This window comes from Paracoccus halophilus (assembly GCF_000763905.1).
In the GTDB taxonomy this organism is placed as follows: Bacteria; Pseudomonadota; Alphaproteobacteria; order Rhodobacterales; family Rhodobacteraceae; genus Paracoccus; species Paracoccus halophilus.
Genome location: NZ_JRKN01000008.1, coordinates 111,848 through 135,978, shown reverse-complemented (window position 1 = coordinate 135,978; position 24,131 = coordinate 111,848). Strand labels below are relative to the sequence as shown.

23 protein-coding genes and 1 pseudogene are annotated in these 24,131 nt (G+C 67.2%); 14 read left to right on the top strand and 10 right to left on the bottom strand.

The window, feature by feature from the left end:
• Window positions 1-97: 97 nt before the first annotated feature.
• From IT41_RS08275 to IT41_RS08265, 3 genes are read right to left on the bottom strand one after another with little or no spacing between them, the layout of a single operon-like run.
• Window positions 98-373, bottom strand: a complete 276-nt coding sequence (locus tag IT41_RS08275) for an RNA-binding S4 domain-containing protein (RefSeq protein ID WP_036740185.1) — start codon at window positions 371-373, stop codon at window positions 98-100.
• Complete coding sequence (locus tag IT41_RS08270) at window positions 370-3,327, bottom strand: helicase-related protein (protein ID WP_036740183.1); 2,958 nt, start codon at window positions 3,325-3,327, stop codon at window positions 370-372. Before IT41_RS08270 ends, IT41_RS08275 begins: the two co-directional genes overlap by 4 nt.
• A gap of 1 nt (window position 3,328) precedes the next feature.
• Complete coding sequence (locus IT41_RS08265) at window positions 3,329-4,066, bottom strand: tetratricopeptide repeat protein (RefSeq protein WP_139221588.1); 738 nt, start codon at window positions 4,064-4,066, stop codon at window positions 3,329-3,331.
• 47 nt (window positions 4,067-4,113) lie between these two features.
• Here IT41_RS08265 and IT41_RS08260 point away from each other — a divergent pair, with 47 nt between their 5' ends.
• The 8 genes and pseudogenes from IT41_RS08260 (at window position 4,114) to IT41_RS08225 (ending at window position 12,486) form a co-directional block, all read left to right on the top strand.
• Window positions 4,114-4,398, top strand: a complete 285-nt coding sequence (locus tag IT41_RS08260) for an SCP2 sterol-binding domain-containing protein (RefSeq protein WP_036740182.1) — start codon at window positions 4,114-4,116, stop codon at window positions 4,396-4,398.
• A 2-nt stretch (window positions 4,399-4,400) separates the two neighbouring features.
• A complete protein-coding gene (locus IT41_RS08255; protein ID WP_036740181.1) occupies window positions 4,401-5,357 on the top strand; it encodes an alpha/beta hydrolase in 957 nt (318 codons plus the stop codon).
• Between the two features lie 96 nt (window positions 5,358-5,453).
• Window positions 5,454-7,304 (top strand): M3 family oligoendopeptidase, encoded by a 1,851-nt coding sequence (locus tag IT41_RS08250; RefSeq protein WP_036740180.1) that lies wholly within the window; start codon window positions 5,454-5,456, stop codon window positions 7,302-7,304.
• Between the two features lie 102 nt (window positions 7,305-7,406).
• Complete coding sequence (locus IT41_RS08245) at window positions 7,407-8,588, top strand: dipeptidase (protein WP_036740233.1); 1,182 nt, start codon at window positions 7,407-7,409, stop codon at window positions 8,586-8,588.
• A gap of 39 nt (window positions 8,589-8,627) precedes the next feature.
• Window positions 8,628-9,287, top strand: a complete 660-nt coding sequence (locus IT41_RS08240) for a glutathione S-transferase family protein (protein WP_036740179.1) — start codon at window positions 8,628-8,630, stop codon at window positions 9,285-9,287.
• Window positions 9,288-9,445: 158 nt separating this feature from the next.
• Window positions 9,446-11,410, top strand: coding sequence for a DNA topoisomerase IV subunit B (gene parE / locus IT41_RS08235; protein WP_036740178.1), 1,965 nt, complete (start codon window positions 9,446-9,448; stop codon window positions 11,408-11,410).
• Window positions 11,403-12,113 (top strand): gamma-glutamylcyclotransferase, encoded by a 711-nt coding sequence (locus tag IT41_RS08230; RefSeq protein WP_036740177.1) that lies wholly within the window; start codon window positions 11,403-11,405, stop codon window positions 12,111-12,113. Before parE ends, IT41_RS08230 begins: the two co-directional genes overlap by 8 nt.
• Window positions 12,114-12,150: 37 nt before the next feature.
• Window positions 12,151-12,486: pseudogene (locus tag IT41_RS08225) on the top strand (YnfA family protein).
• 105 nt (window positions 12,487-12,591) lie between these two features.
• Here the strand turns inward: IT41_RS08225 and IT41_RS08220 are convergent.
• The 4 genes from IT41_RS08220 to hemC all read right to left on the bottom strand — a co-directional run bounded on the left by IT41_RS08220 (window position 12,592) and on the right by hemC (window position 16,651).
• Window positions 12,592-13,455, bottom strand: coding sequence for a 3-hydroxyacyl-CoA dehydrogenase (locus IT41_RS08220; RefSeq protein ID WP_036740176.1), 864 nt, complete (start codon window positions 13,453-13,455; stop codon window positions 12,592-12,594).
• A 212-nt stretch (window positions 13,456-13,667) separates the two neighbouring features.
• Window positions 13,668-14,330 carry an ABC transporter ATP-binding protein gene (locus IT41_RS08215; protein ID WP_036740174.1) on the bottom strand — a complete coding sequence of 221 codons (663 nt, stop codon included), beginning with the start codon at window positions 14,328-14,330 and terminating at the stop codon, window positions 13,668-13,670.
• A complete protein-coding gene (locus tag IT41_RS08210) occupies window positions 14,323-15,624 on the bottom strand; it encodes a lipoprotein-releasing ABC transporter permease subunit (RefSeq protein WP_036740173.1) in 1,302 nt (433 codons plus the stop codon). Before IT41_RS08210 ends, IT41_RS08215 begins: the two co-directional genes overlap by 8 nt.
• Before the next feature lie 85 nt (window positions 15,625-15,709).
• Window positions 15,710-16,651, bottom strand: coding sequence for a hydroxymethylbilane synthase (hemC, locus tag IT41_RS08205; RefSeq protein ID WP_036740171.1), 942 nt, complete (start codon window positions 16,649-16,651; stop codon window positions 15,710-15,712).
• A 76-nt stretch (window positions 16,652-16,727) separates the two neighbouring features.
• Between hemC and hemE the strand changes: the two genes are divergently transcribed.
• Together hemE and IT41_RS08195 are read left to right on the top strand one after the other, a co-directional pair.
• The gene (gene hemE, locus IT41_RS08200) at window positions 16,728-17,756 is read left to right on the top strand and encodes a uroporphyrinogen decarboxylase (RefSeq protein ID WP_036740231.1); all 1,029 of its coding nucleotides are present in this window, start codon (window positions 16,728-16,730) and stop codon (window positions 17,754-17,756) included.
• Window positions 17,756-18,631, top strand: a complete 876-nt coding sequence (locus IT41_RS08195) for a DMT family transporter (protein WP_231564717.1) — start codon at window positions 17,756-17,758, stop codon at window positions 18,629-18,631. Before hemE ends, IT41_RS08195 begins: the two co-directional genes overlap by 1 nt.
• Here IT41_RS08195 and IT41_RS08190 read toward each other — a convergent pair.
• Entirely contained in the window at window positions 18,628-19,209 is a 582-nt protein-coding gene (locus IT41_RS08190) for a LysE family translocator (RefSeq protein ID WP_036740169.1), read from the bottom strand. The genes IT41_RS08195 and IT41_RS08190 overlap by 4 nt on opposite strands.
• 79 nt (window positions 19,210-19,288) lie before the next feature.
• Between IT41_RS08190 and IT41_RS08185 the strand changes: the two genes are divergently transcribed.
• Both IT41_RS08185 and IT41_RS08180 read left to right on the top strand, forming a co-directional pair.
• Window positions 19,289-19,753 (top strand): Lrp/AsnC family transcriptional regulator, encoded by a 465-nt coding sequence (locus IT41_RS08185; protein ID WP_052081351.1) that lies wholly within the window; start codon window positions 19,289-19,291, stop codon window positions 19,751-19,753.
• Between the two features lie 85 nt (window positions 19,754-19,838).
• Complete coding sequence (locus IT41_RS08180; protein ID WP_036740168.1) at window positions 19,839-21,380, top strand: ATP-dependent DNA helicase; 1,542 nt, start codon at window positions 19,839-19,841, stop codon at window positions 21,378-21,380.
• On the opposite strand, the gene IT41_RS08175 is transcribed toward IT41_RS08180, so the two are convergent.
• Both IT41_RS08175 and IT41_RS08170 read right to left on the bottom strand, forming a co-directional pair.
• A complete protein-coding gene (locus IT41_RS08175) occupies window positions 21,371-22,192 on the bottom strand; it encodes an EcsC family protein (RefSeq protein ID WP_036740167.1) in 822 nt (273 codons plus the stop codon). The two genes, IT41_RS08180 and IT41_RS08175, sit on opposite strands and share 10 nt — an antisense overlap.
• Window positions 22,193-22,251: 59 nt before the next feature.
• Window positions 22,252-22,773, bottom strand: coding sequence for a GNAT family N-acetyltransferase (locus IT41_RS08170; protein WP_036740166.1), 522 nt, complete (start codon window positions 22,771-22,773; stop codon window positions 22,252-22,254).
• A gap of 195 nt (window positions 22,774-22,968) precedes the next feature.
• Between IT41_RS08170 and IT41_RS08165 the strand changes: the two genes are divergently transcribed.
• Entirely contained in the window at window positions 22,969-23,574 is a 606-nt protein-coding gene (locus tag IT41_RS08165) for a flavin reductase family protein (RefSeq protein ID WP_036740227.1), read from the top strand.
• Window positions 23,571-24,131, top strand: a complete 561-nt coding sequence (locus IT41_RS08160) for an adenine phosphoribosyltransferase (protein ID WP_052081346.1) — start codon at window positions 23,571-23,573, stop codon at window positions 24,129-24,131. Before IT41_RS08165 ends, IT41_RS08160 begins: the two co-directional genes overlap by 4 nt.

Sequence of the window (24,131 nt, the reverse complement as noted above, 5' to 3'; positions counted from 1 at the left end):
CGCGCATGCAGCCTTCAACCACGGCGGAGCGAACAGCGTTCTGGGGTTTCGCATCCGGGCAAAACCACGTTCCCATGCCGCCCCCGCAGGGGCGCGATCAGAGGCCGATTTCCTCGTAAAGCAGGCTGGCTTCGGGCGCCGGGCCGCGCCGCTCGCCCAGGGCCAGGACGCGCAGGGCGCGCACCGTTCCATGGGCCGAAACGGTGACCGTATCGCCCGGGCGCACCGCCCGCGCCGGCTTGCGGCAGGGTTGGCCGTTGACCCGGACGCCGCCGCCGCCGATCGCATCGGCGGCGAGGCTGCGCGTCCTGAACAGGCGCACATGGTGCAACCAGCGGTCCAGCCGTATCGTGTCGGGCTCGTCCCCGCTCACGTCTTGTTCTTGAGCGCGGCCAGGACCGCGAACGGGCTGTCGGGATCGGCCTTCTTTTCCCGTGGGGGCCGCGCCTCGAAGCTTTTCGGGCCGTCATGGCGCGGCTTGCCCTTGTGCTTGCCCTTGGGACCGCGATCGCCGCGCCTCTCGGACTGATTCTCGCCCGGCTTCTGACCACGCGGCTTGCCCTCCGCGGGCCTGCCATCGGCCGGCTTGCCGGCGCGCTTCTCGCCGTCACGGCGCGGCTCGCGCTCGCGGGCGGGCTCGCCCTGCCGGCGCCCCTGGCCCTGCTGCTGCTCGCCACGCGGCGGGCGGCGGTTGCCGCGCGGACGCGGCGGCCAGGTAAAGGTATAGAACACCTCCATCTCGGGCGCAGCCTCGCCGGCGGCGGGCGTCGCGGCATCATCCGCATCGACCTCGCCGGCCTGCCGGGCGGCGGCCTCTTCCTCGGCCTTGCGGGCGGCCTGCTCGGCCTCCCATTTCGCGCGGGTCTCGGCGGCCAGCACGCTTTCCTCTTCGGTCAGCGGGTGTTCGTGATCGACCTCGCCGGGTTCCGGCGCCGGTTCGGGCGCGGGCTCGGCGCGGGTCTTGACCCTCTCGCCACGCTCGGCCTTGTAGCCCAGGCCCACCATCAGATCCGAGAACTGCTCCAGCGTCATGCCGGTGATCGACAGCATGTCGGCCGTCGCCTCGAATCCCGCGCGGCTGTCCTGACCGCGCAGCATGTCGGCCAGGCGCTCCAGCATGTCGATGCGGATCGCGCGCTCGCCCGCCGGATGATAGCCCGAGAGCGTGTAATACCCCTTGGGCACGTCGGGCAGGTTCGGGATCGTCACCAGACCGGGCGGCGGGCTTTCAGGAAATTCCGCCAGCCCCTGATCCAGCCCCCAGAGGACCAGCCGCAGCCGTGTCGGCGCCGGTTTCAGGAGCGCCGGCAGGAAGATGGTGAACTGGCCGAAGCGCACGCCATGCTTGCGCAGCAGGCCGCGCGCCTCCTGATCCAGTTCCTTGACCTCGGCCGCGACACCCTCGCGCGGCAGGACGCCGAAGGCCTCGACCAGGCGAAAGGCGAAACCGCGCGCGAGGCCGGTCATGGTCTCGTCATTCTTCAGCGCCATCAGCGGCTCGAATGCGGTCGCGGCCTTGCGGTCGATAAAATGCTGCAGCCGGCGGGTCACCTTCTCGGCGATCTCGGGGCCGGCCTCTTCGTCGACGAAAGCCTCGACGCCCGGCTTCATCGGCTCGGCGCCCTTGACCAGCTTGCCCACCGCCGAGGCGCCCCACATCAGCCCGCCCTGCTCGGTGAAATCCAGCTCGGTATCGGGCGCATTGTAGAAGCGGTCGGCACGCAGATGGAATTCGGGCCGCAGCGCCTCATAGGCTGCGCGCGCCAGCATGCGCGCCTCGTCCCCGGTCGCGCTTGGATCGGCGCGGAAGCGGAACCCTTCCAGACGGCCGGCGAATTCGCCCTCGACCGTCACCTCGCCCTTGTCATTCACCTCGGCCAAAAGGGCCTCCTTCTGTTTGAGCCGGCGCAGCAGAACTGAGGTGCGCCGGTCCACGAATCTTTGTGTCAAAGCCGCGTGCAGCGCATCCGACAAGCGATCTTCTACAGCGCGCGTCTCGGCGCGCCAATGGCTTTCGTCCGAAACCCAGCCCGAACGCTGCGCCGCATAGGTCCAGGTGCGGATATATGCCAATCGTTTCGATAATGTGTCGATATCGCCCTGCACCCGGTCGATCCGGCGGATCTGCGCCCCGAGCCAGTCGCCGGGCACGGTGCCCTCGCGCAGAAAGCCGAAAATCCGCGCCAGCAGCGTCGCATGCTCGACCGCCGAGATCGAGCGGAAATCCGGTATCCGGCAGACATCCCACAACAGCCGCACATCGCGCGGATGCGTCACTTGGCCGCGGATCTCGGGCATGGCAGAGAGCGCCTTCAACGCGCGCAGGTCGTCCGCCTCGCGCCCGCGCGCCAGCCATTCCGGTTGCGGCGCGGTTTCCAGACTGGCGATCAGCCGCTCGATACTGCCGTATTCCAGCGCCGGATTGCGCCACATCAGGCGGCCGATCGGCTGGAAGCGGTGGTTCTCGATGGCGCCGATCAGCCCCTCGTCCAGGATGTTCGCATCGCCGGTGACGCCGAAGGTGCCGGCTTCGGTATGGCGCCCGGCGCGGCCGGCGATCTGGGCCAGCTCATGGGGAAACAGCGGGCGATAGCGGCGGCCGTCGAATTTTTCCACCGCCGAGAAGGCGACATGGCGCAGATCGAGGTTCAGCCCCATGCCGATGGCGTCGGTGGCGACCAGGTAATCCACCTCGCCCTGCTGATACATGGCGACCTGGGCATTGCGCGTGCGCGGGCTCAGCGCGCCCATGATCACCGCGCAGCCGCCCTTTTGCCGGCGGATCAGTTCGGCCGTGGCATAGACCTCCTCGGCCGAGAAGCAGACGATGGCCGAGCGCGCCGGCATGCGGCTGATCTTTTTCGAGCCGGCCCAGGACAGGTCCGAGAATCGCTCGCGCCGCATGAACTGCACGCCCGGCACCAGCGCCGCGATGGCCGGCCGCATGGTGTCGCTGCCCAGAAGCAGGGTTTCATGCAGGCCGCGCATATTCAGCAGCCGGTCGGTGAAGACATGGCCGCGTTCGGGATCGGCGCAAAGCTGGATCTCGTCGATGGCGACGAAATCGGCGCCGACCTCGGGCATGGCCTCGGTGGTGGCGACCCAGTATTGCACGCGGTCCGGCACGATCCGCTCCTCGCCGGTGACCAGCGCCACGACGCTGGGGCCGCGCGCCTTGACAATGCGGTCATAGACCTCGCGCGCAAGCAGGCGCAGCGGCAGGCCGATGACGCCGGTGCGATGGGCCAGCATACGCTCGATGGCGTAATGCGTCTTGCCGGTATTGGTCGGGCCGAGAACGGCCGCGATCCGCGATCTGTCCTGCATCTCAGGCGTCCGTGCCCTGCGTTTCCTGCTCCAGCCGCTCAAGCGCGTCCTTTGCATCCTGCTGGTTGGGGTGAATCCTCAGGCTTTCGCGATAGGCCTGGATCGCGCGGGCCGTCGCTCCGGTTTCCTCAAGCATGCCGCCCAGCTGTGTCAGCGCCGCGAAATGCCGCGGCTCAAGCGCAAGTGTGGCGGCCAGATCGGCCAGCGAGGGGCCGAAATCGCCGTTCAGGTAAAAGGCCACCGCGCGCAGGTACCAGCCGGCGGCGAAATCCGGCGCGTGATCGGTCAGCGCGGTCAGATGACCGATGGCGGCCACCGTGTCACCCGCGTCCAGCGCCGCCTCGCCGCGCTTGTAAAGCAGGTCCATCGCCGCCGAGCCGGATCGCGACCAGATGCGCAGGATATCCGTTTCCGCCCGCGCCCAGCTTTCGCCCTCGGGCCGGGCCAGTTCGGCGAAAAGCAGGTCCAGATCCTCGCGCGCGCGCAGCAGCGCCTGGGTCGTGGGTTCGGCGGCCTCGGCCGGCTGATTCAGCGGATCGGTCTGCGCTTCGGGTTGCGGCGGCGCGGGCCAGGGCGAATCCTCTTGCGGAGCCTCGGTCTGGGCGGGTATCGGATCAAGCCATGGATCGGGTCGGGGGATTTCATCGGCATATGCGGGCGCCAGCCGGGAAATTCCGAGAATCAGCCCTGCCGCTACGACAAGATGGCAATGTGGGACTGGCAAACGCATAAACACCATGTAACTTTCCCACCAGGCAAATACCATACACAGACAGGAGATCGAGAATGAGCAAAGTGGTCGAGGCCGCAGTCGCCGCTCTGGACGAGAAAGCCAAGGGCTTCGATGGCACCGCGAAATTCGTGATCGAGGGCGAGGGCAGCATTTTCATCGACGCAGACGGCGCCCGCGCCGGCGATGACGAGGCCGAGGTGACCCTGACCGCCGATCGCGCGACCTTCGAGGGGCTGCTGAACGGCGATGTCAACCCGACCATGGCCTTCATGAGCGGCAAGCTCAAGGTCGATGGCGCGATGGGCACGGCGATGAAACTGGGCGCGCTGCTGTCCTGATCATGACGCCGGCGCCCTTCAACACGCTGGCCGGCGATCCGGTGCCCAGGGTGCGCAGCTTCTGGCTGCGGGCCGAGGACGGCATCCGCCTGCGGGTCGGGCATTGGGCGGCGGCGGACAGATTCGACGGCCGGGCGGGCAGCGTGCTGCTGTTTCCCGGCCGCACCGAATATCTGGAAAAATACCGCGACGTGGCGGCCGACCTGAATGACGCCGGCTATGACGTGCTGGCCATCGACTGGCGCGGACAGGGGCTGTCGGACCGGTTGCAGGCCAATCCGCGCCCGGGCCATATCACCGATTTCGCCGATTTCCAGCGCGACGTGGTGGAAATGGTCGTCACCGCGCAGGAACTGGAATTGCCGCAGCCCTGGCACCTTCTGGCGCATTCCATGGGCGGCGCGATCGGGCTGGCCGCGCTTGGCAGCGGGCTGCCGGTGCGCAGCGCCGCCTTTTCGCCCCCCATGTGGGGCATCGATCTGCGCGGCATCCCGGTGGCGCTGGCGCTGGCGCTGGCCCGGCTGATGTGCAGCCTGGGCCGGGGCGGCCGGCCGGCCCCCGCCTCGGGCGGCGAGGAATCATTCATCCTGCAGGACAGTTTTCTCGGCAACCTGCTCAGCAGCGACGGGCCACGCTGGGGCCGCATCGTGGCCGAGACCGCAAGCTGGCCCGAGATCGCCCTGGGCGGGGCGACCAATGACTGGCTGCGCGCGGCACTAGTGGAATGCCGCAGGCTGGCGCTGCTGCCCTCGCCGAAAATCCCGGCGCTGGTCGGGCTGGGCGGGCGCGACCGGATCGTCTCGGCCAGGGCGATCCGCGAGCGGGTGGCGAAATGGCCCGGCGCGCGGCTCCTCGAGATGCCCGACAGCCGGCACGAGCCGATGATGGAGCGCGATTCGATCCGCGGCGCCTTCCTGCAGGCCGCGGTTTCACATTTCCACCAGCAAGGCGGCGCCTAGACGCAGGAACCGGCCCTTGGCGCCGTCTTGATCCGCCCGCGGCCTTGCAGCCGGGTCTTGCAGATGCCAAACCCCCGGCATTCGAGAGGAAAGCTTATGACGATTATGGATCAGCCCCGTTTCTTCCGGTTCCCGCTTCGCGACGAAAACGCCCTGCCGGTCGGCGGCGAACGCCCCGATCTGGGCGATTTGCCCGATTGGGACCTGAGCGATCTCTACGCCGCTCCCGACGCCCCGGAACTTTCCCGCGATCTGGAACTGCTGGGCAAGGCCAGCGCCGATTTCGCCCGCGATTACGAAGGGCGACTGATCTCGCTCTCGCCGGAAAAGATGCTGGAATGCGTCGAGCGCTATCAGCAGATCGACATTCTGGCCGGTCGGCTCATGTCCTATACCGGGCTGCGCTATTATCAGAACACCACCGATGCGGCGCGCGCCAAGCAGATGGGCGACCTGCAGGACCGCATCACCGAGGATACGACCAGGCTCGTGTTCTTCAGCCTGGAATTCAACCGCATCCCCGAGGATCGTTACCTCGAGGTCTTTACCGATCCCGACGGGCCCGAGCGCTACAAGCCGGTTTTCGACCGCATGCGCGTCATGCGCCCGCATCAGCTTTCCGACGAGCTGGAACGCTTCGTACATGACAATACCGTGGCCGGCGTCGCCGCCTGGAACCGGCTGTTCGACGAGACCACCGCCGCGCTCAGCTTTGACGTCGGGGGCGAGGAACTGGGGCTTGAGGCGACGCTGAACCTGCTGACCGATCACGACCGCGCCCGGCGCGAAGCTGCGGCGCGTGCGCTGGCTAAGGTGTTTTCCAGCAATATCAAGCTTTTTTCGCGCATTCATAATACGCTTTGCAAGAAAAAGGCGATCGAGGACAAATGGCGCAAGATGGCGACGCCGCAGAGCGCGCGTCACCTGTCGAACCATGTCGAGCCCGAGGTGGTCGAGGCGCTGCGCAATGCCGTCACCGCCGCCTATCCGCGCCTGTCGCACCGCTATTACGCGCTCAAGGCGCGCTGGCTGGGGCTGGACAAGCTGCAGGTCTGGGATCGCAACGCGCCCCTGCCGAGCGAGTCCCCGCGCCTGATCGCCTGGCCCGAGGCCCGCGCCACGGTGCTTGACGCCTATGCCGGGTTCGACCCGAAACTGGCGGAACTGGCGCAGCCCTTCTTCGATCGCGGCTGGATCGACGCGGCCGTGAAGCCGGGCAAGGCGCCGGGGGCATTCGCCCATCCGACGGTCACCACCGCCCATCCCTATGTGCTGCTGAATTATCTGGGCAAGCCGCGCGACGTGATGACGCTGGCGCATGAGCTGGGCCATGGCGTCCACCAGCGCCTGGCCGCCGCACAGGGCGAATTGCTGGCCGCGACGCCGCTGACCCTGGCCGAAACGGCCAGCGTCTTTGGCGAGATGCTGACCTTCCGCGCGCTGCTGGCGAAAGCCACCGACAAGGCGCAGCGCAAGGCGCTGCTGGCCGGCAAGGTCGAGGACATGATCAACACGGTCGTGCGCCAGATCGCGTTCTACGATTTCGAATGCAAGCTGCACGCCGCCCGTGCCGAGGGCGAGCTGACGCCCGAGGATATCAACGCGCTGTGGATGTCGGTGCAGGGCGAAAGCCTGGGTCCGGCCTTTGAATTCATGCCCGGATACGAGACCTTCTGGAGCTATGTCCCGCATTTCGTGCATTCGCCCTTTTACGTCTATGCCTATGCCTTTGGCGACGGGCTGGTGAACGCGCTTTATGCCGTCTACGAGGACGGGCTGCCCGACTTCCAGTCGAAGTACTTCGACATGCTGGCAGCCGGCGGCACCAAGCATCACAAGGAATTGCTGGCGCCCTTTGGCCTCGACGCCTCGGACCCGGCCTTCTGGGACAAGGGGCTGTCGATGATCGAGGGCTTCATCGACGAGCTGGAGGCGATGGAGACGTAATTCCGCCCATCGCCCGACCCGCCGGGCGGGGCATCCGGTTTTGGGTCGCGTCGGCCCGCCCCCTGCCCTATGCTGCCGCCCGAACGATCAAAGGGGGACGGCATGATCCGCATGATCCGGCGCATTTTCCTGTGGCTGCTGGCGCTGGCGGTGCCGGCCGCCGCCGCGGTGGCGATCTGGGGGCCGGCCTTCGTCGAAAGCCGGCTGAACCCGCTGACCATGCCCGCCGAGGGCTGGCCCGTCAGCCCCGAGGCGCAGGAGCTGCATAACCGCCTGACCATCGGCGACTGGCATTCGGATGCGCTGCTTTGGGATCGCGACCTGCTGGAACGGGTCGATCGCGGCCATACCGACATCCCGCGCCTGATCGAGGGCAATGTCGCATTACAGGTCTTTACCACCGTCACCAAAAGCCCGCGCGGCCAGAATTACAGCCAGAACGCGGCGGACGCGCCGGACAATATCACGCCGCTCTTCATCGGCCAGCTGCGGCCTCTGGCCAGCTGGTTCAGCCTCAAGGAGCGCGCGCTGGTTCAGGCCGCCGCCCTGCGCCGCGCGGCCGAGCGCGCGCCCGATGACCTGATGCTGATCCGCTCGGCCGAGGATCTGCAGACCCTGCTCGATGCCCGCCGCAACGGCGCGAAAACCGTCGGCGCGCTGCTGGGCACCGAGGGCGCGCATCCGCTTGAGGGCGAGATCGCCAATCTTCAGGTGCTTTACGGCGCCGGTTTCCGGGTCATCGGGCTGACGCATTTCTTCGACAATGAACTGGGCGGCAGCCTCCACGGCCAGGGCGGCGCCGATTCCGGCCTGACGGATTTCGGCCGCGCGGTGGTGGCCGAGATGATCCGCAAGCGCATGGTGATCGATCTGGCCCATGCCAGCCCGCAAATGGTGCGCGAGGTGCTGGAGATCCCCGGCGCCCGGCCGATCATCTCGCATACCGGGATCTACAGCCGCTGCGCGACGCCGCGCAACCTGCCCGACGATCTGGTCAGGGCGGTCGCCGACAAGGGCGGGCTGATCGGCATCGGCTACTGGTCGGACGTGGTCTGCGGCAGGACCCCCGGCGCCGTCGCCCAGACCATCGCCGCCGCCATCGACCTGGTGGGCGAGGATCGCGTCTCGCTGGGCTCGGATTACGACGGCTCGGTCAATGCGCCTTTCGACGCGGCGCATCTGTCGGCGCTGACCCAGGCGCTGCTGGAGACCGGCCTGACCGAGGACCAGATCACCAAGGTCATGGGCGACAACATGATGCGCTACCTTGCCGAGGTGCTGTAACTGCGGCACTCTCGCGCGGATCTGTCGACGGAGAATTCCATGCTGACCCTTTACGGCGTCACCCGCTCGCGGGCCTCGCGCATTGTCTGGCTGTGCCACGAGATCGGCCTTCCCTTCAAGCAGGTGCCGGTGATCCAGGCCTATCGCCTGCCCGATCCCGATGCCGAGGACGCGCCGCTCAACACCCATAGCGCCCAGTTCCTGAAGCTCTCGCCGCAGGGGGCGATCCCGGTGCTGCGCGACGGCGATCTGGTCCTGTCGGAATCGCTGGCCTGCACGCTTTACCTCGCGCGCAAGCATGGCCAGCCCTTTGGCCCGGCGGATGCCGATGAGGACGCGCTGATGCTGCAATGGTCCTTTTACGCCTGCACCTGGCTCGAGCCCGACGCGCTGACCATCCTGTTCCTGCACCGCGCCGGTCAGGCGCAGCCGGGCGCCGACCAGGCCGCCGTCGCCCATGCCGCCGAACGCTTGATCCGCCCCCTGCGCGTGCTGGAGGATCATCTGTCCCGGCATGGCCATATCGTCGGGCGACGCTTCACCGTCGCCGATATCAACCTGGCCGAGGTCGTGCGCTACGCCCAGAGCCACGAGGCGCTGCTAAGCCAGTTCCCCGCCCTGCAAGCCTGGCTGGCCGATTGCCAGTCCCGCCCCGCCTTCCGCAAGATGTGGCAGGCCCGTCTGGCCGAACCCGAATAGCGCGCCCCCGATCCTGCGGATCGTCCCTGCGTGCCCCGGATCACCACTATTGCTGGTAGCCGGGCGGCCGGGCAATACTGCCCCTTGCCGCGATACCCCCGGCCATGAGATAACATCGCCTCAGAACAACAAGACACAAAACAAGACGAGCAGGTGCCATGGCCGACGATCTCTTTCCCGCTGCCGACAGGGCGACCGAGAGTTATTCGGCCGCGTCCATCGAGGTGCTGGAGGGGCTGGAGCCGGTGCGCAAGCGCCCGGGCATGTATATCGGCGGTACCGATGAACGCGCGCTGCATCATCTGGTGGCCGAGATCCTCGACAACTCGATGGACGAGGCGGTCGCCGGCCACGCATCCCGCATCGAGGTGGAATTGCAGGCCGATTTCAGCGTCGTGATCCGCGACAATGGCCGCGGCATCCCGATCGACCCGCATCCGAAATTCCCCGGCAAATCCGCGCTTGAGGTGATCCTGTGCACGCTGCATGCGGGCGGCAAGTTCTCGGGCGACGCCTATCAGACCTCGGGCGGGTTGCACGGGGTCGGCGCCTCGGTCGTCAATGCCCTGTCGGACAGCATGGTGGTGCAGGTCGCGCGCAACCGGGAACTGTTCGAGCAGCGGTTTTCGCGCGGCATCCCGCAGGGGCCGGTCCAGAAGCTGGGCGCCGCCCCGAACCGGCGCGGCACCACGGTCACCTTCCACGCCGACGAGCAGATCTTTGGCCATCACCGCTTCAAGCCCGCGCGGCTGGTCAAGATGGTGAAATCCAAGGCCTATCTGTTTTCCGGCGTCGAGATCCGCTGGAAATCGGAAATCGACGATGGCGAAACCCCGACCGAGGCCACCTTTCATTTCCCCGGCGGTCTGGCCGATTACCTGTCCGAGACCCTGAACGGCTCGAGCAGCTATGCCGAGCGCCCCTTTGCCGGCACGGTCGATTTCAAGGAAAAGTTCAACACGCCGGGCAAGGTGGACTGGGCTATCAACTGGACACCCTCGCGCGATGGCTTCATCCAGTCATACTGTAACACCGTCCCCACGCCCGAGGGCGGCACGCATGAGGCCGGTTTCTGGGCCGCCATCCTCAAGGGCATCCGCGCCTATGGCGAGCGGGTCAGCAACAAGAAGGCCGCCCAGATCACCCGCGACGACCTGATCGCCGGCGGCTGCGCGCTGGTCTCGTGCTTTATCCGCGAGCCGGAATTCGTCGGCCAGACCAAGGACCGGCTGGCCACGACCGAGGCCCAGCGTCTGGTCGAGGGCGCGGTGCGCGACCATTTCGACAACTGGCTGGCGGCGGATACGAAATCGGCGGGCGCGATCCTCGATTTCCTGATCCTGCGGGCCGAGGAACGGCTGCGCCGCCGCGCCGAAAAGGAAACCGCGCGCAAATCCGCGACCAAGAAGCTGCGCCTGCCCGGCAAGCTCGTCGATTGCAGCGCCACCAATCGCGACGGGACCGAATTGTTCATCGTCGAGGGCGACTCGGCGGGCGGTTCCGCCAAGATGGCGCGCGAACGTACCCGGCAGGCGCTCTTGCCCCTGCGCGGCAAGATCCTGAACGTGCTGGGCGCAGCCTCGTCCAAACTCGGGTCCAATCAGGAAATCAACGATCTATGTCAGGCACTTGGCGTCGGCATGGGGACGCGCTTCAACGTCGATGACCTGCGCTATGACAAGGTCATCATCATGACCGATGCCGATGTGGACGGCGCGCATATCGCGTCGCTTCTGATGACCTTTTTCTTTACCCAGATGCGGCCGCTGATCGACAAGGGACACCTCTACCTGGCCTGCCCGCCGCTTTACCGCCTGACCCAGGGCGCGCATCGCATCTATGTCGCGGATGACGCCGAGAAAGAGCGGATGCTGGCCAAGGGCCTTGGCGGCAAGGGCAAGATCGACGTGCAGCGCTTCAAGGGTCTGGGCGAAATGGACGCCAAGGACCTCAAGGACACGACCATGAACCCCGCCACCCGCAAGCTGATCCGGGTCAGCATCGACGATGACGAGGGTGGCGAGACCGGCGATCTGGTCGAGCGCCTGATGGGCAAGAAGCCCGAACTGCGCTTCCAGTACATTCAGGAAAACGCCCAGTTCGTCGAGGAACTGGATGTCTGACGTCCCGCCGGACGGGGCGCGCTCCGCGCTGCGCCTGACCGAGGATCACGTCCGCCGCGCCACCCGCATCGTCGAGGGGCCGCGCCACAATCCGAACTGGCGCATGCTCGACGACGACGATCTGGACCGGCTGGCCGAGGCCCTGACCCGCGACCGCCCGCACCCGATCCCGGTCTTTGCCTATGGCTCGCTGATCTGGAATCCCGGCTTCGACGTCAGCGCGCGCAGCCGCGCCCGGGCCGTCGGCTGGCACCGCCGGTTCAACATCCCGCTGGACCATTTCCGCGGAACGCCGGATGAGCCGGGCCTGATGCTGGCGCTGGCATCGGGCGGCAGATGCGAGGGGCTGATCCTCGAGATCGCGCCGGGGACCGAGCGCGACTCCATGCGCGCGATCCTCAGCCGGGAACTGGTCGCCCATGAGCTGGCCGCCAATGCCCGCTGGATCGAGGTCGAGACCAGTCGCGGCCGCAGCCATGCCCTGACCTTTTATGCCGATCCGGTCGGTATCGAACTGGCCGAATTGCCCATCCAGGATCAGGCAAGGCGCCTGGCCCGCGCGAATGGCCCGGCCGGCTCGGGCTGCGAATACCTGCTGCGCACCGCCCGGGGCCTGCAAGAGGCCGGCATTCACGACACCTATATCTGGGCCCTGCAGGAACTGGTCGCCGACGAAATCGAAAGCTGGGCGGATCGGCCATGACGGCACCGATGCCGCCGTTGACCGGGGCGCCGTGCCGATGACCCTTGCCGCGCCGCTTGCCATCTATGTCCTTGCCGCGCTGGCCGAAATCGCAGGCTGTTTCGCCTTCTGGGCCTGGCTGCGGCTGGACCGCTCGGCGCTGTAGCTGCTGCCGGGCATGGTGTCCCTGGCCGCGTTCGCCTGGCTGCTGACGCGCGACGATGCGGATTTCGCCGGACGCGCCTATGCGGCCTATGGCGGCATCTACGTGGTTGCCTCGCTTGGCTGGCTCTGGCTGACCGAGGGACAGATACCCAGCCGCTGGGATCTGGCCGGAACATTCCTGTGCCTGCTCGGTGCCATCACCATCCTTGCCGGCCAGCGCCTGCCCTGACAATTGACAAGACCATGCCCGGCGCCGATATGCACGGACACGAAGCTCGTCACGCAAAACATACCTCCGATCTGCGCGGCCGGCATCTACCGGCCGCGCCGGTCCTCAGCTTTTATCGTAGTCGTAAAAGCCGCGCCCCGTTTCCAGGCCCATGCGGCCCTTGTCGATGAATTCGGTCTTGAGATACTCGGCCAGGCTTTTAGCACGCGGATCGCCATCCGCCTTGGCCTGCGCCTCAAGGATGTGAAAGCCCACGTTCATGCCGACGATGTCCATCATCTGCAGCGGACCGATTTCCGAGCGGTTGCAGATATGCCAGACCTTGTCGATGCTGGCCGGATCGGCCACCCCGTCGCGCACCAGTTCCAGCGCCGCCATGAGAAAGGGGATCAGCAGCGAGTTCAGCACATAGCCCGGCTGTTCCTTTTGCAGAACGATCGGCACCAGCCCCATCTCGGGCGCGAGTTCAACCAGTTGATCGCGATATTGCGGATCGGTCCTGGGCGTCATCATGATCTCGGCGATATTGGCGTCCCAGACCGGCGCGCAGAAATGCAGGGTCAGGAATTTCCCGGGCCGGTCGACGAACTCCAGCATGTCGCTGGGCAGGAGAGATGAGGTATTGGTCGCGAATATCGTCCGCTCGGGCGCGAGCGAGGAAACCTTGTGCCAGAAATCGCGCTTGATCTCCAGATCCTCGGGCACCTGCTCGATGACCAGATCGGCATCCTGAACGGCGGCCAGATCGGTGCTGTAGGACAGGCGGGCCAGAGCCGCCTCGACCTCGGCCGGATCGGCGCCGCGCTGCTCGCGGAACTGTTTTGCGTAGCCGGCATGAAAGGCGCGGCAGCGTTCCAGCCCGGCCTCGAACATGTCGTAGACCGTGACCTGCTTGCCATGCATGGCGGCCTGCCAGGCGACCTGCGACCCCATCACGCCACCGCCGGCGACAAGTATCTTGTTGATCATTGCGATTCCTTTCGGGTTGCCCCGCCCCGGGATTGCGGGCCAGGTCGGACAGAACAGCGCGCAGAGAATCGCGCGCGCAGCCTCCGTCCAGAATATGTACGAATGCGGCTGGCCTGTTGCACGAAATCTGCGACCGGATCCCCGGCGGTTTTCCGCCGGAATCCTCCGCCCCGGGCGCATGGGATCGCGTCCGGGCCAATAACCTTGCGTAACTATTCGCCCAGACGGACGATCCGGTCCATGCGCGCCGCCAGATCGAGGTTATGCGTCGCGATCAGCGCCGCCAGCCCGGTTTCGCGCACCAGCGCCATCAGCACCCCGAAGACCTTGTCCGAGGTCGCCGGGTCCAGGTTCCCGGTCGGCTCATCCGCCAGCAGCAGCGCCGGGCCATTGGCCAGCGCCCGGCAGAACGCGACCCGCTGCTGTTCCCCGCCGGAAAGCTGCGCCGGACGATGCGCGGCGCGGTGCTCCAGCCCGACGCGGGCCAGCAGATCCGATGCCCGCGCCTGTGCCGCCGCCGCGGAAATGCCGTTGGCCAGCTGCGGCAGAACGATATTCTCGGCCGCCGAGAATTCCGGCAGCAGGTGATGGAACTGATAGACAAAGCCCAGCTCCCGGCGCCGCGCCTCGGTCCGGACACGGTCGCCCTGCCCGCTCATGTCGCGCGCGTTCAGCAGCACCCGCCCCGAATCCGCCGTGTCCAGCAGCCCGGCAATATGCAGAAGCGTCGATTTCCCGGCCCCCGAGGGCGCGACCAGCGCCACCACCTCGCCGCGCGCCACGCTCAGCGACAGATCGCGCAGGACCGGCACCGGCGCCGGCCCGTCCTTGCCATAGGTCTTGGAAATCCCGTCCAGTTCCAGAATGTCACTCATAGCGCAGCGCCTCGACCGGGTTCATGCGGGCGGCACGCCGCGCGGGAAAGATGGTGACGACAAAGGACAGGATCAGCGACAGCCCCACCGCCTTGGCGATGTCGATGCCGCGCAGCTTGGCCGGCAACTCGTAAATCCCCCGGACCGAGGCATTCCACGCCCCCCCGTTCGAGGCCCAGTTCAGAAACGCCATGATATGTTCGACATTCAGCGACAGGATCACGCCCAGCACCACCCCGGCGATGGTCCCGATCACGCCGGTAAAGGCGCCGCACAGGAAGAACACCCGCAGCACGGCGCCCTCGGTCAGGCCCATGGTGCGCAGGATGCCGATATCGCGGCCCTTGTTCTTGACCAGCATGATCAGCCCCGAGGTGATGTTCATCGAGGCGATCAGCACCAGTATCCCCAGGATCAGGAACATCACGTTATCCTCGATATCCAGCGCCCGCAGGAAATCGCCCGAGGCATCGCGCCAGGTCCAGACCTGCCCGCGCTCGCCCGCCGCCTGCAACAGCGGCAAGGTCCAGTCATCGACCCGTTCGGGATCGGTCACGAAGACCTCGATCTCGTCGGCGACGCCCTCGCGGTTGAAAAAGCTCTGCGCCTCGGCCATGGGCATGTAGATGCGGGTGCGGTCGATATCGTAGCGCCCGGCCGAGAAGATATAGGCCACGTCATAGCTTTCCCGGCGCGGCGTGGTGCCAAAGGGCGTTTTGGCCCCCTGCGGCGCGGTCAGCTGGATCTTGCCCCCGACCATGAGGCCCAGCTCGCGCGCAAGGCCGATGCCGATGGCCACCCCGCGGTCGAAATCCGCGAGATTGCCGGCCGAGGTCTCGGGATCGGCGATCCGCTCCATCGAGCTGAGCACATCCAGTGTGACGCCATATACCTCGGCGACATTGGCCGCATCGCCCTGGCTGGCCATGACCTGGCCGCGAATGACCGGGGTCGCGCGGGTCACGCCGGGGATCTGCGCGATCTTCGCGGCCAGCGCGTCGTAATCCTCGATCCGGCCGGGGTTGATGTAATTCTCCTCGGTCAGTTCGTTATAGAATGTCGTCGGCCCGTAATAGACCGTGCTATGGGCATTCGCCCCCAGGATCGTATCGACATATTCGGCCCGGAACCCGGCCCGCACCGCCAGCGTCGCGATCAGCGCCATCACCCCCAGGGTGATGCCGATCAGGCTGATCCAGGTCATCACGCTGACCCCGCCCTCGGCCCGGCGGGCGCGCAGATAGCGCCAGGCGATCATGAATTCATAGCGCGAGAAGGGGCGCGGACTGGCCATCGGTCACCTTGGATTTGCTTGCGCCTGATTGGCCCGCCGCGCGGAATTATGCAAGCCAACAAGCCCGTGACCTAAAAGTGCCTGGCTAGCCCCAGTCAAAGAAATCGCCGGGCGCGCGGCCGCGCAGCTCATTGGCCAGATCGGTGCCCATCGCAGCGCCGTCCGCCGCCGGACCGGTCCGTTCGCCCGCGATCACCTCGCTGCCATCGGGACGCAGGATCTCGCCGCGCAAACGCAGCCGGTCGCCCTGCAATTCGGCCAGCCCGGCGATCGGGGTCTGGCAGGACCCGTCCAGCCGCGCCAGAAAGGCGCGCTCGGCCGCGATGCGCAACCCGCTTTCCCGGTCCGAGATCGCCGCCAGGAGGTCCCCCAGCCGCGCATCATCCGCGCGCCGCTCGACCCCGATGCAGCCCTGCGCCACGGCGGGCAGCATCTCATCGGGATCGACCGCGCCCCGCGCGACATGCAGCATTTTCAGCCGCGACAGCCCGGCCATCGCCAGAAATGTCGCAACCGCCACGCCATCCTCCAGCTTTTTCAAGCGCGTCTGGACGTTTCCCCGAAACTCGACCAGCTGCAGATCCGGCCGCCGCGCAGCAAGCTGCGCCCGCCTGCGCAGGCTGGACGAGCCCACGACCGCCCCCTGCGGCAATTCCGAAATGCCCGCGAAACGATGGCTGACAAAGGCATCGCGCACATCCTCGCGCGGCAGATGGCAGTCGATGACCAGCCCCCCTGGCTGGACGGTCGGCATGTCCTTCATCGAATGCACGGCGATGTCGATCTCATGGGACAGCAGGGCGTCCTCGATCTCGCGGGTGAACAGGCCCTTGCCGCCGATCTCCTTCAGCGGACGGTCCAGCACGCGGTCGCCCGTGGTCTTGATCACCACGATTTCAAAGGCGTCCGCGCCAAGGCCATGCGCGGCCATCAGCCGGTCGCGGGTCTCATGCGCCTGCGCCAAGGCCAGGGCCGAGCCTCGGGTGCCGATGCGAATGGGGTTATCTGGGTCAGCGATCTGGGTCATGGCACAGGGCTTAGCGCCCGGCCCCGCACTTGACAACGGGGGCGCGCGCGCCTTGAAGGGCAGCAAGAGGTGTATGATGTCGCAAAAACCGATCCTGCGCGCCCTGAAAGGCGAGCGCCTGCCCGTTCCGCCCGTATGGATGATGCGTCAGGCGGGCCGCTACCTGCCCGAATATCGCGCCACCCGTGCCCGGGCCGGCGACTTTTTGTCGCTGTGTTACAATTCCGAACTCGCGGCCGAGGTCACGCTGCAGCCGATCCGCCGCTACGCATTCGACGCGGCGATTCTTTTCGCCGATATCCTGCTGGTGCCGCAGGCGCTTGGCGCGGATCTGTGGTTCGTCACCGGCGAGGGGCCGCGGCTTTCAACCATCACCGATGCCGAAGGCGTGGCCGCGTTGAAACCCGTCGATGCCATTCACGAGGTACTGCACCCGGTCTATGAGACCGTGCGCATCCTGTCGCGCGAATTGCCGCCCGAGGTCACGCTGATCGGCTTTGCCGGCGCGCCCTGGACGGTCGCGACCTATATGATCGCCGGGCGCGGCACACCCGATCAGGGCCCGGCCCATGCCATGAAATCCGCCGACCGCGCTGCTTTCATGGCCCTGATCGAGCGTATCGAGCGGGCCACCATCGAATATCTTTCCGCCCAGATCAGCGCCGGGGCCGAAGTGATAAAACTGTTCGACAGCTGGGCCGGATCGCTCAAGGGACAGGATTTCGACGATTTCGCGCTGGCGCCCGCACGCCGCATCATCGCGGCGCTGACGACGCGCCATCCCGGCATCCCGGTCATCGCCTTCCCGCGCGAGGCCGGGCCGCGCTATGCCGGTTTCGCCCGTGCGACCGGCGCGGATTGCCTGGCGCTAGACAATTCCGTGGCCGCCGAATGGGCCGCGACCGAATTGCAAAAGGACGGCTGCGTGCAGGGCAACCTGAACCCGCGCCTGCTGGTCACCGGCGGCAGGGAACTGGAATCCGAGACCCGCCGCATCGTGCAGGCATTTTCGAACGGCCCGCATATCTTCAACCTGGGCCACGGCATCACCCCCGATGCCGATCCCGACAATGTCACGCGCATGCTGGCCGCCATTCGCGGCTGATGTGGATCCTCGCCACCCTGATCGCCGCGGCGGCCCAGACCGGACGCAATGCCGCGCAGCGGCGGCTGACGGCGGAACTGGGCACGATGGGCGCGACCGCCGTGCGTTTTCTGTTCGGGCTGCCCTTTGCGGTGCTATTTCTGGCCGCGCTGTCGCTGACCGGGGCGGTGCCCCTGCCCGGCACAGCCTCGCTGGGCTGGACGGCATTGGGCGCGACATCGCAGATCGCGGCCACCGCCCTGATGCTGATGACCATGGAAAGCCGAGGCTTCGGCGTCACCACGGCGTTAATCAAGACCGAACCCGTCACGCTGGCGATTATCGGCGCCATCCTTCTGGCCGAACCCCTCGGCCCCGCCCGCATGGCCGCCATCGCCATTGCCACGCTGGGCGTGCTGCTGATGTCGGGAACGGACTGGCGGCGCGGCAACTGGCGCGCGGCGGCCCTCGGCATCGCGGCGGGCGCGCTCTTCGGCCTGTCCGCCATCGGGTTTCGCGGCGCCATCCTGGCCCTGCCCCATGGCGGCGAAGCGATCCGTGCCGCCACCATCCTGACCCTCAGCCTGATCCTGCAAAGCGCGATCATGCTGGTCTGGCTGAGCCTGCTCGACCGCCCCGCGCTGACGGGCATCGCACGCCATTGGCGCGGCTCGCTGGGGGCGGGTTTTCTCGGTGCGCTCGCCTCGCTCTTCTGGTTTCTGGGCTTCGCGCTGACGGCGGCGGCCAACGTCCGCACCCTCGCCCTGATCGAGATCCCCATGGCGCAGCTCGTCTCGGGCCGGGTCTTCCGCGAAGGCGCAAGCCCGCGTCATCTCGCCGGCATGTGCCTAATCGTGCTGGGCGTCGCGGCGCTCGTGGCGATCAGCGCCCGCTAGATCACCGGCAGCATCGAGACCACCAGCAGCACCGCCATCGCGCGATTGAACGCCACCAGCCAGCGCGGGTTCTGCAGGATCGCCCGCAGCCACTGCCCCATCGCCACCCAGATCGCGACCGAGGGCAGGTTCACCAGCGTGAACACCACCGCCACCATCAGGGCCCCGCCCGCGCCCACGGAATAGGCCGAAAGCGCCCCCAGCCCCATCATCCAGGCCTTGGGATTGACCCATTGAAAGGCGCAGGCGGCCAGAAATCCCATCGGCCGCGCGGCCCGGGCCGCTTTGCCCGGCGCGGCGGCATGGGCGATCCTCCAGGCCAGCCACAGCATATAGCCCATGCTGACCCATTTCATCGCCCCGGCCAGTCCCGGCGCGCCGGCGATGATCCGATCCATCCCCAGCCCCAGCAACGCGACCATGGCCCCGAAACCCAGGGCCACCCCCAGCATATGCGGCAGCGTGCGACGGATGCCGAAATTCGCGCCCGAGGCCATCAGCATCACATTGTTCGGCCCCGGCGTGACCGAGGTAACAAAGGCAAAGCCGATCAGGGCCAGAAGAACATGTTGCGACATCGCGCCTTCCCGAAATGATGGCGCAATGATATGCCGGGTCAGACGCAATTTCAGATATTTACCGGCACTCTGAACGATGATGCAGCAATCAGATTTCGATATAGACGCAGTATCCGCGCAAATATTGCATATCCTGTCGCGCGATGGTCGCATCCCGAATCAACAGCTTGCCGCCAGGATCGGCCTTTCCCCCTCGGCCTGCCTGCGCCGGGTCCAGGAGCTCGAACGCCGCGGCGCCATCCGCGGCTATCGCGCGGTCATCGCGCCGGCGGCCCGGGCGGCCGGCTTCACCGCCTATGTCACCATCGGCCTGTCGCGCCACACGAATGAGGCACAGCGCGCCTTCGAGCGCGCCTGCCTGGCCGCGCCGCAGGTGCGGGAATGCCACAACATCACCGGCAGCGTCGAATATCTGCTACGCGTCGAGGTCGCCGATCTCGACGCCTATCGTCGCTTCCATGTCGAGGTGCTGGGCGCCTTTCCGCAGATCGCCACCATCACCACCCATGTCGTGATGGGCTCGCCCAAGGATGAACGCGCCTGATTTCTTCTTCACCCAAATATCCATGCCAGCCGCGCCACCGGCAATTCCGCTTCCCCGCCGGCGCGTGGCAGGCTAACAGTCCGGCATGACCCTGCCGCAACTCTCCCCGGATCAGGCCGAAGCCTGGGACGCGCTCGCCGAAACGCTGGCGGAATCCGGCATCGACCTGATCTCCGAGGAAATCGTGCCCCCGAAACCCGGCAAGGGCCGCGTGATGGCGGTGATCGGCAAGGCCGGATCGGGCAAGACGCTGCTGCTGGCCGAACTGACCCGCGCGCTGAAATCCGCCGGGGTCGAGATCGTCTCGGGCGATTACGAGGGCAAGCGGCGCAAGGATCGCCGCACCGTCGCCGTGCTCGCCCCCACCAACAAGGCGGCCTTCGTGCTGCGGATGCGCGGCGTGCCGGCAACGACCATCCACCGCATCCTCTATACCCCGGTCTATGACCCGGAATATGAACGCATCGCCGACTGGCTGACCGGCATGGGCGACCGGCCGGCGGTCGAGAACCTGACCGAGGGGCTGACCGAGGCGGCGCTGGACCGCGCAAAGGCCTTTTACGACCAGCACGCCTCGATCCCCGGCGCGCTGGCGGCGGCGGGCCTGCGCGGCTCGGACTTCATCCGCGGCTGGAAACGGCGCGAGGACGGGCTGGATATCGGGCTGATCGACGAATCCTCGATGCTGGACGAACGCCAGTTCGAGGATCTGCGCGAAATCTTTCCGGTGCTGATCCTGTTCGGCGATCCGGCGCAGCTGGCCCCGGTCGGACAATCGGGCGAGATGGTCTTTGACCGGCTGGCCGAGAGTCAGCGGCTGGTCCTGAACCGCATCCACCGCCAGGAAAACGACAGCCCGATCCTGGACCTCGCGCATGCCCTTGCCGATCCGGCGCTGGAATTCGACGCTTTCGAGCGGATGATCCGCGACGCAGCCGCCGCCGACCCCCGCGTGATCTGGGCCGAGCGCGTGGACTCCGACCTGATGGCGCAAAGCCCGGTCCTCGTCTGGCGCAATGTCACCCGCATCAAGCTGATCCAGGCCTTTCGCTCGGCCTATGGCGCGCCGGGCGACGCGCTGCTGCCCGGCGAGCCGCTGATCTGCGACGGGCTGGAACTGCCGCTGAAACATCGCAGGAAGCGCATCGACCTCGAGGCGCGCGGGCTGATCAAGGGCGCGCAGGTCGTCTATCTGGGTCCCGGCCGCAAGCCCGGTTTCTCGCGCCTGCATGTCGTCGGCGCCGAGGATCCGCGCCTCTCGGCGGCCAGCATCGTCAAGATCGAGATGCCCGATGTCGAGGAACCCTTCATCCCCTATGCCGCGCGCATGGGCGCCACCTTCCTGCATGGCGCGGCGGTCACCATCCACAAGGCGCAGGGCTCGCAATGGCCCGATGTGCAGGTCTTTGCCCCCGACATCTCGGCCGCCGCATGGTCGAACCGCTCCGAGGCGGGGATCGCGCTGTGGAAACGGCTGGCCTATGTCGCCATCACCCGCGCGCAGGAACGGCTGCACTGGGTGGTCAGAGCGCGGCTGGCGCGGCCTTCGGTCCCTCTGGCCATCGACCATCTGGACAGCCCCGCCGCCACGCTGACCCTGACCCCCGAGGCACAGGATCAGGGCTGACGGCGCGCCAGCGTCTTGCGGCGGCCGGGGCGAAGCTGGTTCATGCGCAGCTCCAGCGCCTCGACCAGCGCCTCGCGCGGGATCCCGGCCTCCTCGGCCAGGCGCAGCAGGCCGAAATGCACCCGCGCCAGTTCCTGATAATAGCGGGTGAAATTGTAATTGATCGTGGCGCCGGCAACCGCGCCCAGAACCGGAATGGTCTGCGCCGCGAGCTTCTGCGCCAGCGAAGCGGAGAGCCGCGGCGCGACCCGCCCGATCAGCGCCTGCACGGTATGGCCGGTGATCGTCATCCGCGCGGTCAGCAGGCCCAGATCGGCGCCGTCATCCTCGGCCAGCGGCCCGGCCGTGGCAAAGACCTGCAGCGCCTGCCGTCGCGCCTCGTCGGAATTGGGATCGAACCCGTGCTCGACCGAAATATCCATGATCGCGCGCAAGAGCAGCGTCACCGTGACCGGCAGTTCCAGCATCGCGCCGCCGATCCCCGCCAGCCCGCCCACCGCGCCCGAGGTGGTCGAGAGCAGCCGGTTGAACATGTCGCCGCGATCCCTCAACACCCCGCGCGAGCGCGCGGCGGCGTCAAAGGCGCGGTTCAGCGCCCCTTCGGTCACCCGATCCATGCGCCCGCGAACAGAGGCGGGCAGGCGTTCGAGCAGGTCCTCGGCCTTGCCGCCGACCGTGTTCAGCAATTCCATCGCGATGCCGCTGGCGGCAAGATAGCGCCGCGCCAGCCGGTCGATCTCGGCATGGACGGTGGGGTCGGTGATGGGCGGCAGGACGGCGTGTCGCTGGTTGATCTGGCTGTGTTCGGTCATGGCGGATAGATGGGTTGCGGGGCATCCCGCCACAAGGACGGGCCGGCAGGAAAACCCGCCTAGCCGCCCTGCGGTTCCATGCCATCCCCGGCGACCGCGCCCTCGCGCTCGACCGGGCCGGTGACGCCGGCCCAGGCGCTCGGGGCGATCTCCAGCCCCAGCACGCGGTCGGGATTGGTCGGCGGCGGCATCTCGACCCCGTCGAGCCGGGCGAATCCGAACCGCGCGTAATAGGGCTGATCGCCGACCAGCATGACCCGTTGCCAGCCCTGCTGCGCCGCCCGCTCAAGGCTTTCGCGCATCAGCACCGCGCCCAGCCCCTCGCCCTGCGCGGTGGGATGGACGGCGACCGGGCCCAGCAGCAGCACCGGCAGCCCCGCCACCCGCACCGGCCAGTAGCGGATCGCGCCCAGCACCACGCGCTGATCGTTGCGCAGCATCAGGCACAGCGCGCCGACCGGCGCCACGCCCTCGCGCAGCCGGTACGAGGACAGCGCCGTGCGGCCCGGCGCAAAGCACAGATCCAGCAGCGCCTCGACCTCGGGCGTGTCGGCGGGGGTTTCGCGGCAGAGTTCGTACATCGGGCTCCGGGAATCGTGCGGGACAAACAAACGCGGCCACGCGTAGCATGCAAGCGCAGGGGCCGAAACATGCCATGGCACCGGAAGGACGGAAAATTCATGGCGCGTTTGCGCCCCGTGGCATGCGACAGGTGCTTGACGCGCGCCGCCATGGCCGTCATCCCTGTTTCCCGTGCAAGCAACAAAGAGGCCGTCATGTTTTACCGACCGCAGGATGGGCGCGACGGCCATGGCCTGCCGCACAACCCGCTGAATGCCATCGTTGCGCCGCGGCCCATTGCCTGGGTCTCGACCCGCGGCAAGCTGGGCGACAATCTGGCGCCCTATTCCTTTTTCAACCTGACCGCCTATGTGCCGCCGCAGGTGATGTTCTGTTCGACCTCGGCCAAGCCCGACCGGCCCGGCACCAAGGACAGCGTGGCGCAGATCGCCGAGACCCGCGTCTTTTGCGTCAATATCGCGGATGGCGCGATGCGCGAGCAGGTCAATGCCAGCTCGGCCGCACTGGCCGCCGGCATCAGCGAGTTCGAGGCGGCCGGGATCGAATCGCAGCCCTGCGAAACCATCGACTGCCTGCGCGTGGCGGGCGCCGCCGCATCCCTGGAATGCCGCGCCACGCGCATCCAGCGGCTGGCCGGCGCCGCCAATTACATGGTGCTGGGCGTGGTCGTCGGCATCCATCTGCGGGACGACTGCGTCATCGACGGCCGCTTCGATCCGCGCGCGAATGGCTGGCTGTCGCGGCTGGGATACAAGGATTACACGACGACCCGCGAAACCTTCGAGATGGAGCGCCCATGACCACAAACGGCGCGCAGAGCCGCAGCCCGCGCAATGTGCGCGACTATATCCGCACGATCGCGGATTTTCCCAGGGAAGGCATCCTGTTTCGGGACGTGACCACGCTGTTTGCGGATGCGCGCGGCTTTCGCATGTGCGTGGATCAGCTGCTGACCCCCTATGCCGCCGAGCCGATCGACAAGGTCGTCGGGCTCGAGGCGCGCGGCTTCGTGCTGGGCGGCGCGGTGGCGCATCAACTTACCGTGGGTTTCGTGCCGATCCGCAAGAAGGGCAAGCTGCCCGGCGGGGTGCTCTCGGAAGCCTATGTGCTGGAATATGGCGAGGCGGTGATGGAGATCCATGACGACGCGCTGAAAGCCGGCGACAGGGTGCTGATCGTGGACGATCTTCTGGCGACGGGCGGCACGGCGGCGGCGGCGGTCCGTCTGTGCGAAAGGCTGGGCGCCCGGATCGTCGGCTGTGCCTTTGTCATCGACCTGCCCGATCTGGGCGGCCGTGCGCTGCTGGAAGGTCTGGGCCACGAGGTCTTTGCCCTGACCGAATTCGCCGGCGACTGA

Bases quoted from the DNA above. Each gene is read 5' to 3' on its own strand.
- IT41_RS08270 (WP_036740183.1), bottom strand. From the start codon at position 3,327: ATGCAGGACAGATCGCGGATCGCGGCCGTTCTCGGCCCGACCAATACC.
- IT41_RS08265 (WP_139221588.1), bottom strand. From the start codon at position 4,066: ATGGTGTTTATGCGTTTGCCAGTCCCACATTGCCATCTTGTCGTAGCG.
- IT41_RS08260 (WP_036740182.1), top strand. From the start codon at position 4,114: ATGAGCAAAGTGGTCGAGGCCGCAGTCGCCGCTCTGGACGAGAAAGCC.
- IT41_RS08255 (WP_036740181.1), top strand. From the start codon at position 4,401: ATGACGCCGGCGCCCTTCAACACGCTGGCCGGCGATCCGGTGCCCAGG.
- IT41_RS08250 (WP_036740180.1), top strand. From the start codon at position 5,454: ATGACGATTATGGATCAGCCCCGTTTCTTCCGGTTCCCGCTTCGCGAC.
- IT41_RS08245 (WP_036740233.1), top strand. From the start codon at position 7,407: ATGATCCGCATGATCCGGCGCATTTTCCTGTGGCTGCTGGCGCTGGCG.
- IT41_RS08240 (WP_036740179.1), top strand. From the start codon at position 8,628: ATGCTGACCCTTTACGGCGTCACCCGCTCGCGGGCCTCGCGCATTGTC.
- parE (WP_036740178.1), top strand. From the start codon at position 9,446: ATGGCCGACGATCTCTTTCCCGCTGCCGACAGGGCGACCGAGAGTTAT.
- IT41_RS08230 (WP_036740177.1), top strand. From the start codon at position 11,403: ATGTCTGACGTCCCGCCGGACGGGGCGCGCTCCGCGCTGCGCCTGACC.
- IT41_RS08220 (WP_036740176.1), bottom strand. From the start codon at position 13,455: ATGATCAACAAGATACTTGTCGCCGGCGGTGGCGTGATGGGGTCGCAG.
- IT41_RS08215 (WP_036740174.1), bottom strand. From the start codon at position 14,330: ATGAGTGACATTCTGGAACTGGACGGGATTTCCAAGACCTATGGCAAG.
- IT41_RS08210 (WP_036740173.1), bottom strand. From the start codon at position 15,624: ATGGCCAGTCCGCGCCCCTTCTCGCGCTATGAATTCATGATCGCCTGG.
- hemC (WP_036740171.1), bottom strand. From the start codon at position 16,651: ATGACCCAGATCGCTGACCCAGATAACCCCATTCGCATCGGCACCCGA.
- hemE (WP_036740231.1), top strand. From the start codon at position 16,728: ATGTCGCAAAAACCGATCCTGCGCGCCCTGAAAGGCGAGCGCCTGCCC.
- IT41_RS08195 (WP_231564717.1), top strand. From the start codon at position 17,756: ATGTGGATCCTCGCCACCCTGATCGCCGCGGCGGCCCAGACCGGACGC.
- IT41_RS08190 (WP_036740169.1), bottom strand. From the start codon at position 19,209: ATGTCGCAACATGTTCTTCTGGCCCTGATCGGCTTTGCCTTTGTTACC.
- IT41_RS08185 (WP_052081351.1), top strand. From the start codon at position 19,289: ATGCAGCAATCAGATTTCGATATAGACGCAGTATCCGCGCAAATATTG.
- IT41_RS08180 (WP_036740168.1), top strand. From the start codon at position 19,839: ATGACCCTGCCGCAACTCTCCCCGGATCAGGCCGAAGCCTGGGACGCG.
- IT41_RS08175 (WP_036740167.1), bottom strand. From the start codon at position 22,192: ATGACCGAACACAGCCAGATCAACCAGCGACACGCCGTCCTGCCGCCC.
- IT41_RS08170 (WP_036740166.1), bottom strand. From the start codon at position 22,773: ATGTACGAACTCTGCCGCGAAACCCCCGCCGACACGCCCGAGGTCGAG.
- IT41_RS08165 (WP_036740227.1), top strand. From the start codon at position 22,969: ATGTTTTACCGACCGCAGGATGGGCGCGACGGCCATGGCCTGCCGCAC.
- IT41_RS08160 (WP_052081346.1), top strand. From the start codon at position 23,571: ATGACCACAAACGGCGCGCAGAGCCGCAGCCCGCGCAATGTGCGCGAC.